Origin of the sequence: Rhodococcus sp. NPDC058532, from assembly GCF_042719255.1 — a bacterium.
Lineage (GTDB): Bacteria > Actinomycetota > Actinomycetes > Mycobacteriales > Mycobacteriaceae > Rhodococcus_G.
On the sequence record NZ_JBHXNU010000008.1, the window covers coordinates 52193 to 67351 of the forward strand.

Sequence of the window (15159 nt, forward strand, 5' to 3'; positions counted from 1 at the left end):
CGTAGAAAGGGAGGGGGTGAACAGGAAAATCACGAAGCAGAAGGAGACCGAAACACCAAACACCACCGGTCCCTCCCCCACAACAACCCTCCCCCCGCCCCCGGTCCCGTGCGTCCGTCAGAGTGCCAGTGCCGACTCCCGGTATCCCGCGGGCATGCCGCGGCGGCGGAACCATTCGACGCCGAACGCGGCCCGCAGCTGCTCGACGGGCATGCCGAGGAAGGGGCCGAAGTCGCCGACCTGGGTGGCGTGCGCGACCATCGCGGCCCGCTTCGCCTCGATCTGCGCGGACACGTCGACGGTGGTGGTGATCTGCGCCTCGGGCAGACCGAAACTGTCGAGGTCCGGCGGCTGCGCCTCGTCCGACCAGGCCGGGTTCGCGGCGATCATCCGCTTCATGTGGTCCCGGTTGACGGCGGCCTCATACACCCGCTCCACCCCGGCGAGGTCGGTGGCGCGGATCCCGACCCGGTGCACCTGGATGTGGTCGGGATGCCCGTAGCCGCCGTTCGTGTCGTAGATGGTGACAACGTCCGCGGATTCCTCGGTGAGCACGTCCGCGAGCCGCGACGCCGCCGCCTCGACGTCGGCGTTGCAGAAGGCGTCGGGGTGGGTGTTGTCGGCGGTGCCCGCCATGCCGGAGTCCCGGTAGTGCAGCGGCACCACCCGGTGTACCCCGAGCGCGGCGGCGGACACGTCCAGTTCGGCGCGCCGCCGCTGTGCGAGGCTCTCCCCGGTGCCGAGCAGCCCGTCGGGGACCTCCCCGAGCGCGCCGTCGGTCGCGGTGACCAGCACGACGCGGTGCCCCGCATCGGATGCCTGCCGGATCACCCCGCCGGTGACGAACACCTCGTCGTCGGGGTGCGCGTGGAAGCAGACCAGGACACCCATCTCAGTGCGCCGCCGCGTCCCAGCTGCGGCCGACCCCGACCGAGACGTCGAGCGGCACGGACAGTTCGATGGCGCCGGCCATCTTCTCGCGGACCAATGCCTCCACCGCGTCCCGCTCCCCCGACGCGACCTCGAGCACCAGTTCGTCGTGCACCTGCAGCAGCATCCGGGAGCGCAGGCCCGCGTCCGCCAATCCGGCCTGCACGTCGATCATCGCGACCTTGATGATGTCGGCGGCGGTGCCCTGGATCGGCGCGTTGAGCGCGGCACGTTCGGCGACCTCGCGGCGCTGCCGGTTGTCCGAGTTCAGGTCCGGCAGATAGCGGCGGCGACCGAACAGGGTGGAGGTGTAGCCGTCCTTGCGGGCCTGCTCGACCACCTGGTGCAGGTAGTCGCGCACCCCACCGAAGCGGGCGAAGTAGGCGTCCATCTGCTCCTTCGCCTCCTCGGTGGAAATCTTCAGTTGGGCGGCGAGCCCGTATGCGCTCAGCCCGTAGGCCAACCCGTACGACATCGCCTTCACCCGACGCCGCAGCTCCGCGGTGACCTCCTCGATCGGGACCCCGAACGCCCGGGAGCCGACGAAACTGTGCAGGTCCTCCCCGGTGTTGAAGGCCTCGATCAGGCCCTCGTCCTTCGACAGGTGCGCCATGATCCGCATTTCGATCTGGCTGTAATCGGCCGTCATCAGCGACTCACATCCGGCGCCGACGACGAAACCGTCCCGGATCTGCCTGCCCGCGTCGGTGCGGACCGGGATGTTCTGCAGGTTCGGTTCGGTCGAGGACAGGCGCCCGGTCGCGGCGACGGTCTGGTTGAAGGTGGTGTGGATGCGGCCGTCGTCGGCGACGGACTTGAGCAGGCCGTCGACCGTCACCTTGAGCCGGGTGGCGTCCCGATGCGCGAGCAGATGCTCGAGGAACGGGTGCTGGGTCTTCTCGAACAGCGACTCGAGCGCGGCCGCGTCGGTGGTGTACCCGGTCTTCGTCTTCTTCGTCTTCGGCATGTCGAGCTTGTCGAACAGCACGACCTGCAACTGCTTCGGGGACCCGAGATTGATCTGTTCCCCGATCACCTCGTACGCGGCGTTCGCCGCGGCGGCGACCCGGTCCGCGAACGTGGACTGCAGGTCGTGCAGGTGGTCGGTGTCGATGGCGATGCCGGTGGCCTCGACGTCGGCGAGCACCTCGAGCAGCGGGAGTTCGAGATCCGTCAGTAGTCGGGCCGACTCGATGGCGGCGAGTTCGGTGTCGAATGCGTCGGCCAGGTCGGTGACGGCGCGGGCCCGCAGGATCTCGGTCTCCGCGGCCTTCGCGTCGGCGTCGTCCCCGTCGTCGAGCAGCGACAGCTGGGCCTCGCCGGTGTCCTCGACCCGCAGTTCCCGCTTGAGGTACCGCAGCGACAGGTCGTCGAGGTTGAAGCTGCGCTGGCCGGGCCGCACCAGGTAGGCGGCGAGCGCGGTGTCGGAGGTGAGCCCGCGCAGGGTCCAGCCGCGGCCGCGGAGCGCGTGGATGGCGGCCTTCGCCTCGTGCAACGCCTTCGGCGCGGCCGGGTCCGCCAGCCAGGTCGCGAGGGCAGTCTCGTCGTCCTCGGTGACGGTCGCCGCGACGATGTACCCGCCCTCCCCGTCGGCGGCAGCGATCGCGAGGGCGGTGGCGTCGCCGCCGTGGGGGGCACCGCTGCCGACCACGGACACCCCGGCGCGGGTCCCGGCGCCGACATGCTCGCGCAGCCACGCCGCGACCTCGCCCGGCGCGAGGGCACCGCCGCGCACCTCGAACCCCTCCTCCGCCTCGGGTTCGGCGGAGGCGAGCGTGTCGAACAGCCGGTCCCGCAGCACCCGGAACTCGAGGTCGTCGAACAGGGCGTGAATCTTGTCGCGGTCCCAGGGGGCGAGCGCCAGCTGGTCGGGCACGTACGGCAGCGGCACGTCCCGGACCATCTCGGTGAGCTGCCGGTTCATCAGCACCGACGACAGGTTGGCCCGCAGCGCGTCGCCGACCTTGCCGCGCACCTGATCGACCCGGTCCACCAGCTCGGTCAGCGACCCGTACTCGCGGATCCACTTGGCGGCGGTCTTCTCCCCGACGCCCGGGATCCCGGGCAGGTTGTCGGACGGGTCGCCGCGCAGCGCCGCGTAATCCGGGTACTGCCGGGGAGTGAGCCCGTACTTCTCCTCGACGGCCGCCGGGGTGAACCGGGTCAGGTCGGAGACACCCTTGCGCGGATACAGCACCGTCACGTCGTCGGTGACGAGCTGCAGCGCATCGCGGTCGCCGGTGCAGACCAGTACCCGGTAGCCCTGCTCGGCCGCCTGGGTGGTCAGGGTCGCGATGATGTCGTCGGCCTCGAACCCGGCCTCCGCCATCACCGGGATGCCCAGCGCGCCGAGCACCTCCTTGGTGACCTCCACCTGCCCCTTGAATTCGTCGGGGGTCTTGGCGCGGTTCGCCTTGTACTCGGGGAACGCGTCCGCGCGGAACGTCTGCCGGGACACGTCGAACGCGGCGGCGACATGGCTGGGCTGCTCGTCGCGCAGCAGGTTGATCAGCATCGACGTGAACCCGTACACCGCGTTGGTGGTCTGCCCGCTGTGGGTCTTGAAGTTCTCGGCGGGCAGCGCGAAGAACGCGCGGTAGGCCAGCGAATGCCCGTCAAGGAGCAGCAGCGTCGGCTTGTCGCCGGAGTCGGCGGCGGGGAGGGAGGATGCGGGAGACGTTGTCGGGCTCACCGCAGAGAGTCTAGGGACGGACACCGACACGGTGCCAACGGCAGGCCGTCCGCGCAATCGGGGATCGTCGGGGCCCTCCTGCCGCGGAACCGGCCGGGTAGAATTCACCTTTGACTCCGCTATACGTCACCCAGGCATGCCGCCGGGCGGCCCGGTGACCGGAAGCAGGCACGCCGGCCGGGCGAGGAGGGCGCGATGAACGACGCGATGATCGGGGACCGCGCCGTGGTGCTCGGGGGGAGCATGGCCGGGTTGCTGGCGGCCCGGGTCCTGGCGGACGCGTACGCGCAGGTGGTCGTCGTCGAACGGGACGAACTGCCCGACACGGCCGGGCAGCGCCGGGGGGTGCCGCAGGGACACCACATTCACAGCCTGATGGCGCGCGGCCAGCAGGTGTTCGAGGAACTCTTCCCCGGGTTCGCCGCGGACCTCGTCGCGGGCGGTGCGCCGATGCTCGACCAACTCGCCGAGGCACGCCTCTACTTCGGCGGCCACCGGTTCGCGCAGGCCGCCAGCGGGATCGCCGTGATCAGCGTCAGCAGGCCGTGCATCGAGGGGTACGTCCGGGAACGGGTGCGGGCACTTCCCGGCGTCGTCCTCGACGATCACCGCGACGTTCTCGGTCTCGCCGCGAGCCGGGACGGCGGCCGCGTGACCGGTGCGCGGGTGAGCCGCCGGGTCGACGGGAGCGGCGACGTGACCCTCGACGCGGACCTCGTCGTCGACGCGACCGGGCGCGGCTCACGCCTGCCGCGGTGGCTGGAGGCACTCGGCTACCCTCGGCCCGCCGAGGATCGGGTGACGACCGACATCACCTATGCAACGGGGGTGGTCCGGCTCCGCGCCGGTGCGCTGGGAGCGCAACGGGCCGTGATCGTTCCGCCAGGCGGGGGCTGTACCCGCGGTGGCGCCCTTGCCGCGATCGAGGGCGGCAGGCACATCCTGACGCTGGTCGGCATGCTCGGGGAGGTTCCGCCCACCGACGCGAACGCGTTCGTCGAGTACACGCGGTCCCTTCCGATCCCCGACATCCACGATGCCGTCCGCGACGCCGAACTCCTCGACCCGCCGGTCGCGATGCGCTTCCCGGCGAGCATCCGTCACCGGTACGAGCGGCTGCCGCGGTTCCCCGCCGGTCTCCTGGCCGTCGGGGACGTGCTGTGCAGCTTCAACCCCGTCTACGGTCAGGGCATGAGCGTGGCTGCCCTCGAGGCGCGCACCCTGCGAGAGCACCTCGCATCCGAACCGGATCCTCGAAAGGTGTTGCGCGGCATGGCAAAGATCGTCGATCCCCCGTGGGACATCGCGGCGGGCGCCGACCTCGCGTTCCCCGCGGTCCCGGGCCCCCGCCCGCTGCGGGTGCGGATGGCAAACACCTATGTCCCGCTGGTTCAGGCGGCCGCGGCGCGGGACCCCGAGGTCGGGGCCGCCTTCCTGCGGGTGGCGGGCATGCTGGACGACCCGACCGCGCTGATGCGTCCCGCGCTCGTGCGGCGGGTCGCCGCGGCCGGCCTTCGCCGGATCACTTCCCGCCGAGGGTCTCCAGGATCACCTCGGCGACCACCTTCATCGAGGTCCGCCGGTCCATCGCGGCCCGCTGGATCCAGGTGAACGCCTCGGGTTCGGTGAGCGACTGGGAGGACATCAGCACGCTCTTCGCGCGTTCGATCAGCTTGCGGGTCTCGAACCGTTCAGTCAGGTTCGCGACCTCCTTCTCGAGGGCGGCGATCTCGGAGAACCGGCTCGCGGCGAGTTCCACCGCGGGCACCAGGTCGGCCTTCGAGAATGGCTTCACCAGATACGCCATCGCGCCGGCGTCCCTCGCCCGCTCGACCAGCTCCCTCTGGCTGAATGCGGTCAAGATCACCACGGGCGCAATACGTTTCGCGGCGATCTCGGATGCGGCGTCGATCCCGTCGCGGCGCGGCATCTTCACGTCCATGATCACCAGGTCGGGACGCAGTTCCTCGGCGAGTTCGACGGCACGCTGCCCGTCCCCGGCCTCACCGACGACGTCGTACCCCTCCTCGCGGAGCATCTCGACGAGGTCCATTCGGATCAGCACCTCGTCCTCGGCGACCACCACACGGCGTGACGCCGGACGGTTCTCCTGCCCGACCGGGTCGTTCATCGTCGACCTCTCCCTTCCTCGTGAGCCACAGCCGCTCGATCGTTTCAGCCGCCGTACAACCCCCTGCAGGGTACCGGTGCTTGACGTGACGAACGGATCATCTACAGTCGGTATCCGCACCAGCCCTCGTATCCCAATTGGCAGAGGAAACGGATTCAAAACCCGTGCAGTGTGAGTTCGAGTCTCACCGAGGGCACCACGCAAACCCAGGGTTGGATGCCGGCTTCACCCAGGCCCCCTCAGATCCGCCCCGGAAGCGGCAGTCCGCACCTGATCCGCACGAGCCGCAGCAACCGCCTACCCACGCACGCCCAGGACACTCTGCCCCAGCGACACCGGAGTATTCCTCAGCCCTAATCCACCGCCGATGCGACGGCTCGAGCGTACCGCGAAGCGCGAGAGCTCCTGGTGGACAGGAAAACTGGATCTGCCACCGGCCACCGGCGATTCGTCGGCAGGCGGATGACGGGCTGACCCGAGACCTCACCGCCAACGCATCCATACCACTTTGAATCCCACATCGGTATGATAAGGGTATGTCCACCCCATCCACGCAGATCACCGTCCGCATCCCCACCGACCTCGTTGCCTTCCTCGACCAGGAAGTCGCCGACCACCACACCAAGTCTCGTGCCGACCTCGTCACCCGCGCGCTCCGCCGTGAGGTGCGCCGACGCAACGCCGAACGCGACGCCGAGATCCTGGCAGCGTGGAAGGACCGCGAGGACCCAGACAACCTCGACGACGTCGCCGCCCACGCCTCCCGTACCCCACTGGACATCGACTGATGCGCGAGATCCGCCTCGCCCGCCTCGACAAGACCCGCCCGGTCCTGGTCCTCACCCGTGAGGCGGTGATCCCGCACCTGACGAACGTCACGGTCGCCCCGATCACCAGCACCATCAAGGGCCTGTCCACCGAGGTCCCCGTCGACGCCCGAAACGGTCTCGATCACGACTCCGTGGTGTCCTGCGACAACATCGGAACCATCCCGATGGCCGACCTTGGGCGCCTGATCGGGTACCTGCACGACGACCAGGAGGCCTCCCTCGCCTCCGCCATCGCCGTAGCGTTCGACCTCGACACGGACCTCTGATGCCCGGCGGCGACGTTCCGCATCCGCGCCAGCGATGAGCAGCACGGGCCCATGGTGCTCCCGAAGGTCGTCAGGATGTGACTATCTCGCCTCACCGAGGGCACCAGACCAGGGCCGAACTTCGTTCCCGCGCATCGCCACCACCCGCTCACCACCATGTCGCCCCGCGGCGCGCCGCACCGAGGGTTGTGCGACCCGGGGCGAGGGCGCAGTGTTGACGTACACCGCACCGCATCGCACGAAGAAGCTCGCCATGACATCGACACCCCTCCGCTCGGCGCTGGTCGCCGCGGCGGCGACTCCCCTACTCCTCGCCGCGCCGGCCCCGGCGACCGCCGCACCGCTGGCGCCGCCACCCGGCCCGGTCCACCCGGTCGTCCTGATCGGACAGCAGCACGCGGACCCGCTCGCCGCCTTCCTGGCCTGCGCCCCCGCCGGAATCGTCCCGCTGTTCGGGCCGAACGTCATCTTCCCGATCTGCCTCGCCTGATCGCCTGTCACCCTTGCCCTCACCTGGACAGTCGTCTAGATTCCTGTCCAATCGCGGGGTCGATCCGGTGTCGACGCCGAGCGATCCGACACGGCGACAGGGGTGCGGCAGTGGTGGACAGGACCTCCCGACGGACACTGGCCGCCGGAGCGGTGATCGCCGCGACGGTGTCACTCGGCGCATCCGTCGCCGCATCCGCCGCCCCAGCGGTCGAGTACGTCAATCTCGGCGACAGCTTCAGCGCCGGATCCGGCGTGGCACCGATGGTCCCGGGCACGCTGCCGACGTGCTGGCAGTCCGAGCGGAACTTCGCGCACCTGGTTGCCGAGGACCGCGGCTACCGGCTGACCGACGTCAGTTGCGGCGGCGCCAAGACCGACGACTTCTACCGGCCCCAGTTTCCCGGCCTGGCCCCACAACTCGATGCGCTCACCCCGACGACGGACGTGGTGACGATGATGATCGGCGGCAACAACAACGACACCTTCGGCCTCGCGATGGCCAAGTGCATCGGCGCCGCCGCCCTCCGGCCCGCGGCATCGAACCCGTGCCAGCAGCAGTACGGCGACAGTCTCGCCGCCCCGGTCCGGGAGAACACCCAGCCTGCACTGGTCCAGGCCCTGCGTGACGTCCGCGCCCGCGCCCCGCACGCACAGGTCGTGATCGTCGGCTATCCGCGCCTGCTCCCCACCGACGGTGGGTGCGCGCCCGCGATGCCCCTTGCGGCAGGTGACATCCCGTACCTGAACGACCTGCAGGACACCCTCAATGCCGCGGTCGCGGCGGCGGCGGCCGAGACCGGAAGCGTGTACGTCGATATGGCGCAGGCCTCGCTCGGCCGGGACGGCTGCCAACCGGCCGGGCAGCGCTGGGTGGAGCCGATGATCGGGGCGACGCAACCGGTTCCGGTGCACCCGAACGCGACCGGTGAACGCGCCCTCGCCGACGCGGCGCTCGCCGCGATCGGCACCGCGTGAACCAGCGGGACACCCGAACGCGACGGGACCCCGCCGCTCGGTGAGCGACGGGGTCCCGTGGACTTCCGGGGCGACTACGCCTCGGTGTCACCCTCGCTCGACCCGAGGCCAAGACCGCCGAGAATGTCGGCGACGGAAGCGAAGATCTCCTCGATGCTGCCCATGAACTACTCCTACGTATCGTGAGGGACATGTCACCTGATGGCGGTGACGCGCAACACTATCGCACACCGCGGGCCGGTGGGGACGCCAGGAAATCGGCAGGCCAGACCCACCCCGGCGGTGCGCGATGCTCGGGCTTGCCGCACAAGTGCACGCACCTCCCAAGAACTCCAAGTGCACGGCCGCGCCGGTCGACTACCGGGTGTACCCGGGCCAGGACCACCGCGGCGCGATCACCGCGTCGGAGGCCGACACCGCCTCGTTCGTCGCCGCCGTCATGGCGGGTGACGAGGTCGCGAACACCTGCTCCTGACACACCCTCCGGTCGCGGACCCCGCGGAGCGGCGGCACCACCCGTACCCTCGGATGAGGTCGTCCATGCAACCCGCAAGGAGAAGCCTGCATGCCCAGCAACGAGATTCGACTCACCACCCACGTCGCGGCGACACCGGAGCGGGTGTGGGAGGTGCTGACCGATCTGGATGGCGCCGAGCACACCCTCTCCGGCGTCACCCGCATCGAGCGGGTCGGGGGCGACGGCTACCGGGTCGGCACCCGGTGGCGGGAGACCCGCACGATGTTCGGCAGGGAGGCCACCGAGGAGATGTGGGTCGCCGAGGTCGATGCCCCGCACCGCACCGTCGTCCGGGCCCGGTCCGGCGGCACCGAGTACGCGACGGTCTTCACGCTCACCCCGACCGGCTCCGGCACCGACCTGGCCATGACGTTCGCCGCGGACCCGGGCACCTCCGTGCTGCACCGTCTGCTCGCCGCCACCGTCGGCCGGCTCGGGGCCGCGGTCACCAGGAAGGTGATGACGACGGATCTGCGGGACATCGCCGCCCGAGCGGAACGGATCTGACCGCGGGTCACGCGCCGATCGCACCCTTGAGCATCGGGAGCATCGCCCACAGCTGGTCCTGCCAGTACGGCCAGGCGTGAATCCCGGTGGCGGGGAACTCGAAGTGGGCGGTGTCGATGCCCATCGTCAGCAGCCGGATCTCGAACGCCCGGGTCTGCGCGAGCGACAGCGCCTCGAGACCCATCCCCATCGTGGTGTTCCAGAAGTCGATCGGCGCGACGGGCCGGGTGTGCTCGCCGGGCAGGCCGCTGCCCGCGGACACCCACATCGGCAACCCGCGCAGGCCCTCCGCCTGCACGAACGGATCGTGCAGCAGCCAGGCCGGATCCCACGGCGGACCCCACATGCAGTCCGAGTTGTAGCCGCCCGCGTCGAGCATCGCGATCCGGATCGCCTCCCGCATCCCCGGCGCCGACAGGTTCAGGTAGCCGGACAGGGCGCCGGCGAACGCGAACTGGTCCCGGTGCCGCGACGCCAGGATCAGTGCGGCATTGCCGCCCATCGACAGCCCGACGACCGCGTTCTTCGACCGGCTCAAACCGTAGGTGGCGGCGAGGAAGTCGGGCAGGTTCCGGGTGAGGAACGACTCCCACTTGTAGGTGTACGGCTGGTTGGTGAAGTTGTTCGGGGCGTACCAGTCGGCGTAGAAGCTGGACTGGCCGCCGACCGGTTCGACGACGTTGACGCCGTGGTCGGAGAGCCAGGCAGCGTTCGTCTCGTGCTCCCAGCCGCTGACGTCGTCGGTGGCGCGCAGTCCGTCGAGGAGATAGACGGTGCGATCGCTTCCGTTGGCCGCCAGCCAGGTACGAACCTTGATGTGCCCGACTCCGCCCGGCGCCGGCACCCAGTCCTCGTGCAGTCGTCGGTACGGGTCCGCCGATGCGGTGGCCGGGAGCGCGACGGCGATGCTCAGCGGGACCGCGACCGCCGTGACCAGCAGTAGCACCAGACAACGCCAGGCTCGGCTCAGCACGGTCGTCATTCGGACCTCCGTCACGTTCGCACCATGCGCCACACCGCGATGGTTCCTCCCGCCCGACCACGGTATTCCGGGTCCGAACCTCGGACCGCCGATGTCCGCCAATCGTTATGGGGCGGCAACGATCGTGACCGGGTCCGGGTCGCCGATCGGACACTCGTCCAGGAAAAACGGGCAAACGTACTATTCGGTCTGGGCGGTTCGCTACATTGCATGCGAGAACGGCTAATCCGGAGCAGTCGGGGAGGGGTCAGATGGGCGCGACCGCACACACACATCGGCGCTATGCCTAGGCCGGGGCCGGTCCGCCCCCTGGTCGGGGTGAAGATGGACGCTAACCAGATTCAGCAGTACGACCAACAGGCCGCGATCGAGGGGCTGTTGATGAAGTCGGGCAAGCCCAATCGGTCCGAGTTGATCCGGATCAAGTTGGCGTTCGCCGACGAGCACATGCCGGAGGGCTGGCGCCCCTGATGCCGCGGACCCGCTCCGCGCCCGCCTACACCGACACCGTCGACAGTTCCCACGCCCCAGCACCGCTCAACTCGAGCTGCCGGGTGTGGTGCCGGTCGACGGTGCTTCGGTGACTGACGCTGAACAGCATGCAGTCGGGCACCTCGGTGCGGATCAGGTCGTAGAGCATGAACTCGAGGCCCTCATCCACCGCCGAGGTCGCCTCGTCGAGGAAGACAAGGGCCGGACGCAGCAGCAGGATCCGTGCGAACGCGATCCGCTGCTGCTCACCGGGCGAGAGGACCTTCACCCAGTCCTGTTCCTCGTCGAGCCGGTCCCCGAGGTTGCCGAGCTGCACCTTCCGCAGCACCGCCCGGATCGCGTCGTCCCCGGCGTCGGCCGCCCCGCCCGGGTAGGCGACGACGGTCCGCAGATCCCCGAGCGGCAGATACGGCATCTGAGACAGGAACAGCGTCGAACGCCCGGCGGGACACCGGATCCGGCCCTCGGCGTAGGGCCACATCTGCGCGAGGCTGCGCAGCAGGGTCGTCTTCCCGCTGCCGGACCTGCCCTTGACGACGAGCGCGTCCCCCGGCCGCAACGTCAGGTCGAGGCCGGTCACGAGCGGTGTGCCGTCCGGTGTGCGGACATGCACGTCCTCCAGTTCCAGGGCGCCATCGAGGTCGGCCGCGGCGAGGGTGGGGAGCTCCCGGGAGACGTGGTTGGCGCGGCGCAGCCCGTCGAGGCGGATCAGTGCGGCACGGTAGCCGGCAAAGGTGTCGTACGACTCGCGGAAGAAGGACAGCGAGTCGTGCACCTGCCCGAAGGCGGTCGCCGACTGCGTCATGTCGCCGAGGGTGATGGTGCCGGTGAAGAAGCGCGGGGCCTGGATCAGGAATGGGAACACGACCGCGATCTGGTTCACGCCGAGGTTCCAGCCGTTGAACTTCAGCGTCCGGTACACGATCCGCCAGTAGTTGCGCAGCACGGCAGCGAAACGGGCAAGGAGGCCGCGGCGTTCGACGTGCTCGCCGCGGTAGAAGGCCACGTTCTCGGCGCCGTCGCGCACCCGGACGAGGGCGTAACGGAAGTTCGCTGTCAGGCGCTCGTTCCAGAAGTTCAGCCGGATCAGCGGCCTGCCGAGCCAGAACGCGACGATCGTCGACACCAGGACGTACCCGAAGACGAGGAACACCATCGCCCTCGGGATCTCGGTCCCGAACACGGTCATCGGGCCGGACAGGTCCCACAGGATCTTCGTGAACGAGACCAGCGAGACCACGGCGCCGACCGCGCCCATCGACAGGGTCCGGGATATCTGCACGAAGTCGGTGATGTCGGCCTGGATCCGCTGATCCGGGTTGTCGATCGACGCGTCGACGAACCGGTCCCGGTAGAAGGCGCGCCCGTCGAGCCAGTCGGTGGTCACGTGCTCGGTGAGCCAACGCCGCCAACGGATGTCGAATCCCTGCCCGATGTAGAAGTCGAGCAGGGACCGCGCCACGTGGATGGTGGCGAGTATTCCGAAGACCAGCAAGCTCTTCCAGAAGGCCGACTTGGCTGCGTCGAGCGCGGCGGCGTCACCCTGAGCGAAACCCTGCGCCGCGAACTGCAGCGAGGTGTACATCTCGTTGCCCTGGTAGGACAACAGCACCGTCATCCGGACCGCGAACACGGTCATGAACAGCACCGCCGCGAGCAACGCCCACACCGGCACGCTGGCGCGACCGGTGAAGTAGGCGCCGCTGATCCGCCAGAACTGTCGACCCCAGCGGGTGAAGCGGAGCAGCAGCACCCCGATCAGGAGGAAGCAGACCGCGGAAATACCGAAGGCCTCGAGGGTCCACCGCAGACTGTTCCCAAACTCGTGATTCCAGTCCAGCGACGACGATTCGGGCATGCTCGCGACCCCTCCCGTAGCGGTGGGAACAGCGCGTGAAGTCTACCGCCGCTGGGGTGCACCGGCCGGTCGAGCGGAGAACCCGTGTACTCCCGGGGTCAGCCCCGCTTCGGGAAGTGCCGAATCATCCCCTCCTGCACGACGGTCGCGAGCAGGTCCCCGTCCCTGGAGTAGAAGTGGCCGGTCGCCAGGCCGCGCGATCCGGCGGCGACCGGAGACTCGGTGGAGTACAGCACCCACTCGTCGAACCGCAGCGGCCGGTGTAGCCAGATCGAATGGTTGACGGTGGCCGCGACGAGCCGGTCCAACCCCCAGGACAGCCCGTGGGTGGTGACGATCGAGTCCAGCACGGTGGTGTCCGAGCCGTAGGCGAGCGCCGCGGCGTGCAGCAGCGGGTCGTCGGCGAGCGGACCGTCGGTGCGCATCCAGACCCGATTGTGTCCGAGCGCCTCCCCGGTACCCTTGAGCACCCACGACGGGTCGTTCACGTAGCGCATGTCGATCGGCCGTAGCGCGGCGACGAACCCGGGCAGCACGTCCTCGAAGCCGACGAGCCGCTCACCGAGGGTGGGCAGCGTCTCCGGATCCGCGACGGCGGGGCCGCGCGTCGCGTGCTCGAGCCCGCGACCCGAATCCTGGAAGCCGATCAGGGCCACACACAGTTCCTGACCGTCCTGCAGCGCGGTCACCTGCCGGTTCGCCAGCGCCCGCCCGTCCCGCAGCCGGTCCACCCGGTACTCGATCGGATGCTTCGGGTCGCCGCCGCGGACGAAGTGCACCGACACGTGGTGCGGTGCCCGTTCCCCGTCGACGGTGCGCCCGGCCGCGATCACCGACTGGGCGACCAGCTGGCCCCCGAAGGTCCGGCTGCCGATCCCCCTGCCGCTCGGGTGCCGGCCAAGGAAGGTGTCCTCGCCGGCCTGCTCAAGATCGAGCAGCTCCAGCAGGGTCGACAGATCCTGCGATCGCTCCGGCGGGACATTGCCCGCCGAGATCTGCTCCGTCGTCACGATCCCGCTGCCAGCACCCGCGTCACTCACCTAGTGGTCCTCTTCCCCGATCCGATGGACGTGAATCAGATTGGTGGAGCCTACGGTGCCGGGCGGCGATCCGGCGACGATCACCACCTGATCGCCCTTGGCGTACCGGCCGAGGGACAGCAGCGCGGTGTCGACCTGGCCGATCATGATGTCGGTGGTCGAGACCGGCGGCACGAGGAAGGTCTCGGTGCCCCAGGTCAGCGCGAGCTGGCTGCGCACCTCCGGCAGCGGCGTGAACGCGAGCAGCGGCAGCGGGGTGTGCAGCCGGGCCAGGCGCCGCACCGTGTCACCGGACTGGGTGAACGCGACGAGCGCCTTCGCGTCGAGGCGCTCACCGATGTCGCGGGCGGCATAGGAGATGACGCCGCGCTTGGTCCGCGGCACGTGGGTCAGCGGCGGCACCCGGGTCGACTCGGACTCGACGGCCTCCACGATCCGGGCCATCGTCTCGACCGTCTCGATCGGGTACTTGCCGATCGACGTCTCACCGGAGAGCATCACCGCGTCGGCGCCGTCGAGCACGGCGTTGGCGACGTCGGATGCCTCGGCCCGGGTTGGCCGCGAGTTCTCGATCATCGAGTCGAGCATCTGCGTCGCGACGATGACCGGCTTCGCGTTCTCCCGTGCGATCTGGATGGCCCGCTTCTGCACCAGCGGCACCTGCTCCAGCGGCAGTTCGACACCCAGATCCCCGCGGGCGACCATCACCGCGTCGAAGGCGAGGACCACCGCCTCGAGCGCCTCGATCGCCTCCGGCTTCTCCAGCTTGGCGATGACCGGGATGCGGCGCCCGACCCGATCCATCACCGCATGCACGAGTTCCACGTCGGCGGGTGACCGCACGAACGAGAGCGCGATGAAGTCGACCCCGAGGCGGAGCGCGAACTCGAGGTCCTCGATGTCCTTCTCGGACAGCGCGGGCACCGAGACGTTCATGCCCGGCAGCGAGACACCCTTGTTGTTGCTGACCGGTCCGCCCTCGGTGACCCGGCAGACGACGTCGTTGCCGTCGACGCGCACGACCTCGAGTCCGACCTTGCCGTCGTCGACGAGGAGGCGGTCACCCGCCTTGGCGTCCTGCGCGAGTTCCTTGTAGGTGGTCGAGACCCGATCGTGGGTGCCCTCGCACTCCTCGACCGTGATCCGCACCTCCTCGCCGTTCTCCCACACCGTCGAACCGGTGGCGAACCGGCCGAGCCGGATCTTCGGACCCTGGAGGTCGGCCAGGATGCCGACGGCCTTGCCGGTGGCGTCGGAGGCGCCCCGGACGAGGTGATAGTTGTGTTCGTGGTCGGCATGCTCGCCGTGACTGAAGTTGAGGCGGGCGACGTCCATGCCGCTGGCGACGAGGTCGCGGATCTTCTGCTCGGAGGCCACCGCGGGGCCGAGGGTGCACACAATCTTTGTCCGTCGGGTCACGGGCTCAACCCTAGTCCGTGAGCCGATC

15 protein-coding genes and 1 tRNA gene are annotated in these 15159 nt (G+C 69.6%); 9 read left to right on the top strand and 7 right to left on the bottom strand.

Features of this window, described 5'->3' with window-relative positions:
- Positions 1 to 117: 117 nt before the first annotated feature.
- Both ACFWQG_RS11775 and polA read right to left on the bottom strand, forming a co-directional pair.
- Complete coding sequence (locus ACFWQG_RS11775; protein ID WP_378507800.1) at positions 118 to 891, bottom strand: PIG-L family deacetylase; 774 nt, start codon at positions 889 to 891, stop codon at positions 118 to 120.
- 1 nt (position 892) lies between these two features.
- Positions 893 to 3622 carry a DNA polymerase I gene (polA, locus tag ACFWQG_RS11780; RefSeq protein WP_378507801.1) on the bottom strand — a complete coding sequence of 910 codons (2730 nt, stop codon included), beginning with the start codon at positions 3620 to 3622 and terminating at the stop codon, positions 893 to 895.
- A gap of 195 nt (positions 3623 to 3817) precedes the next feature.
- On the opposite strand from polA, the gene ACFWQG_RS11785 reads away from it, so the two are divergent.
- Entirely contained in the window at positions 3818 to 5233 is a 1416-nt protein-coding gene (locus tag ACFWQG_RS11785) for an FAD-dependent oxidoreductase (RefSeq protein ID WP_378507802.1), read from the top strand.
- On the opposite strand, the gene ACFWQG_RS11790 is transcribed toward ACFWQG_RS11785, so the two are convergent.
- Complete coding sequence (locus ACFWQG_RS11790) at positions 5145 to 5753, bottom strand: ANTAR domain-containing response regulator (RefSeq protein WP_378507803.1); 609 nt, start codon at positions 5751 to 5753, stop codon at positions 5145 to 5147. The genes ACFWQG_RS11785 and ACFWQG_RS11790 overlap by 89 nt on opposite strands.
- Positions 5754 to 5875: 122 nt before the next feature.
- Here ACFWQG_RS11790 and ACFWQG_RS11795 point away from each other — a divergent pair.
- The 7 genes from ACFWQG_RS11795 to ACFWQG_RS11825 all read left to right on the top strand — a co-directional run bounded on the left by ACFWQG_RS11795 (position 5876) and on the right by ACFWQG_RS11825 (position 9340).
- A tRNA-Leu gene (locus ACFWQG_RS11795) sits at positions 5876 to 5952 on the top strand.
- Positions 5953 to 6289: 337 nt separating this feature from the next.
- Positions 6290 to 6541, top strand: a complete 252-nt coding sequence (locus tag ACFWQG_RS11800; RefSeq protein ID WP_378507804.1) for a YlcI/YnfO family protein — start codon at positions 6290 to 6292, stop codon at positions 6539 to 6541.
- The gene (locus tag ACFWQG_RS11805) at positions 6541 to 6849 is read left to right on the top strand and encodes a type II toxin-antitoxin system PemK/MazF family toxin (protein ID WP_378507805.1); all 309 of its coding nucleotides are present in this window, start codon (positions 6541 to 6543) and stop codon (positions 6847 to 6849) included. The genes ACFWQG_RS11800 and ACFWQG_RS11805 overlap by 1 nt, the downstream gene beginning before the upstream one ends.
- A 253-nt stretch (positions 6850 to 7102) precedes the next feature.
- Entirely contained in the window at positions 7103 to 7339 is a 237-nt protein-coding gene (locus tag ACFWQG_RS11810) for a hypothetical protein (protein WP_378507806.1), read from the top strand.
- Positions 7340 to 7449: 110 nt separating this feature from the next.
- The gene (locus ACFWQG_RS11815; RefSeq protein WP_378507807.1) at positions 7450 to 8316 is read left to right on the top strand and encodes an SGNH/GDSL hydrolase family protein; all 867 of its coding nucleotides are present in this window, start codon (positions 7450 to 7452) and stop codon (positions 8314 to 8316) included.
- A 310-nt stretch (positions 8317 to 8626) separates the two neighbouring features.
- Positions 8627 to 8791 (top strand): hypothetical protein, encoded by a 165-nt coding sequence (locus ACFWQG_RS11820; protein ID WP_378507808.1) that lies wholly within the window; start codon positions 8627 to 8629, stop codon positions 8789 to 8791.
- A gap of 90 nt (positions 8792 to 8881) precedes the next feature.
- A complete protein-coding gene (locus ACFWQG_RS11825) occupies positions 8882 to 9340 on the top strand; it encodes an SRPBCC family protein (protein WP_378507809.1) in 459 nt (152 codons plus the stop codon).
- Positions 9341 to 9347: 7 nt separating this feature from the next.
- Here the strand turns inward: ACFWQG_RS11825 and ACFWQG_RS11830 are convergent, their stop codons facing one another.
- Positions 9348 to 10322: an alpha/beta hydrolase gene (locus tag ACFWQG_RS11830; protein ID WP_378507810.1), complete on the bottom strand. Its 975-nt coding sequence runs from the start codon at positions 10320 to 10322 to the stop codon at positions 9348 to 9350.
- 318 nt (positions 10323 to 10640) lie between these two features.
- Between ACFWQG_RS11830 and ACFWQG_RS11835 the strand changes: the two genes are divergently transcribed.
- Positions 10641 to 10793 (top strand): hypothetical protein, encoded by a 153-nt coding sequence (locus ACFWQG_RS11835; RefSeq protein WP_378507811.1) that lies wholly within the window; start codon positions 10641 to 10643, stop codon positions 10791 to 10793.
- A 25-nt stretch (positions 10794 to 10818) separates the two neighbouring features.
- Here ACFWQG_RS11835 and ACFWQG_RS11840 read toward each other — a convergent pair whose 3' ends face one another.
- From ACFWQG_RS11840 to pyk, 3 genes are all read right to left on the bottom strand, one after another.
- Positions 10819 to 12672: an ABC transporter ATP-binding protein/permease gene (locus tag ACFWQG_RS11840; protein WP_378507812.1), complete on the bottom strand. Its 1854-nt coding sequence runs from the start codon at positions 12670 to 12672 to the stop codon at positions 10819 to 10821.
- Positions 12673 to 12770: 98 nt separating this feature from the next.
- Positions 12771 to 13667 carry an acyl-CoA thioesterase gene (locus tag ACFWQG_RS11845; protein ID WP_378507948.1) on the bottom strand — a complete coding sequence of 299 codons (897 nt, stop codon included), beginning with the start codon at positions 13665 to 13667 and terminating at the stop codon, positions 12771 to 12773.
- A 45-nt stretch (positions 13668 to 13712) separates the two neighbouring features.
- Positions 13713 to 15131 carry a pyruvate kinase gene (pyk, locus tag ACFWQG_RS11850; RefSeq protein WP_378507813.1) on the bottom strand — a complete coding sequence of 473 codons (1419 nt, stop codon included), beginning with the start codon at positions 15129 to 15131 and terminating at the stop codon, positions 13713 to 13715.
- Between the last annotated feature and the right edge of the window lie 28 nt (positions 15132 to 15159).

Bases quoted from the DNA above. Each gene is read 5' to 3' on its own strand.
- ACFWQG_RS11775 (WP_378507800.1), bottom strand. From the start codon at position 891: ATGGGTGTCCTGGTCTGCTTCCACGCGCACCCCGACGACGAGGTGTTC.
- ACFWQG_RS11785 (WP_378507802.1), top strand. From the start codon at position 3,818: ATGAACGACGCGATGATCGGGGACCGCGCCGTGGTGCTCGGGGGGAGC.
- ACFWQG_RS11790 (WP_378507803.1), bottom strand. From the start codon at position 5,753: ATGAACGACCCGGTCGGGCAGGAGAACCGTCCGGCGTCACGCCGTGTG.
- ACFWQG_RS11800 (WP_378507804.1), top strand. From the start codon at position 6,290: ATGTCCACCCCATCCACGCAGATCACCGTCCGCATCCCCACCGACCTC.
- ACFWQG_RS11805 (WP_378507805.1), top strand. From the start codon at position 6,541: ATGCGCGAGATCCGCCTCGCCCGCCTCGACAAGACCCGCCCGGTCCTG.
- ACFWQG_RS11810 (WP_378507806.1), top strand. From the start codon at position 7,103: ATGACATCGACACCCCTCCGCTCGGCGCTGGTCGCCGCGGCGGCGACT.
- ACFWQG_RS11825 (WP_378507809.1), top strand. From the start codon at position 8,882: ATGCCCAGCAACGAGATTCGACTCACCACCCACGTCGCGGCGACACCG.
- ACFWQG_RS11830 (WP_378507810.1), bottom strand. From the start codon at position 10,322: ATGACGACCGTGCTGAGCCGAGCCTGGCGTTGTCTGGTGCTACTGCTG.
- ACFWQG_RS11840 (WP_378507812.1), bottom strand. From the start codon at position 12,672: ATGCCCGAATCGTCGTCGCTGGACTGGAATCACGAGTTTGGGAACAGT.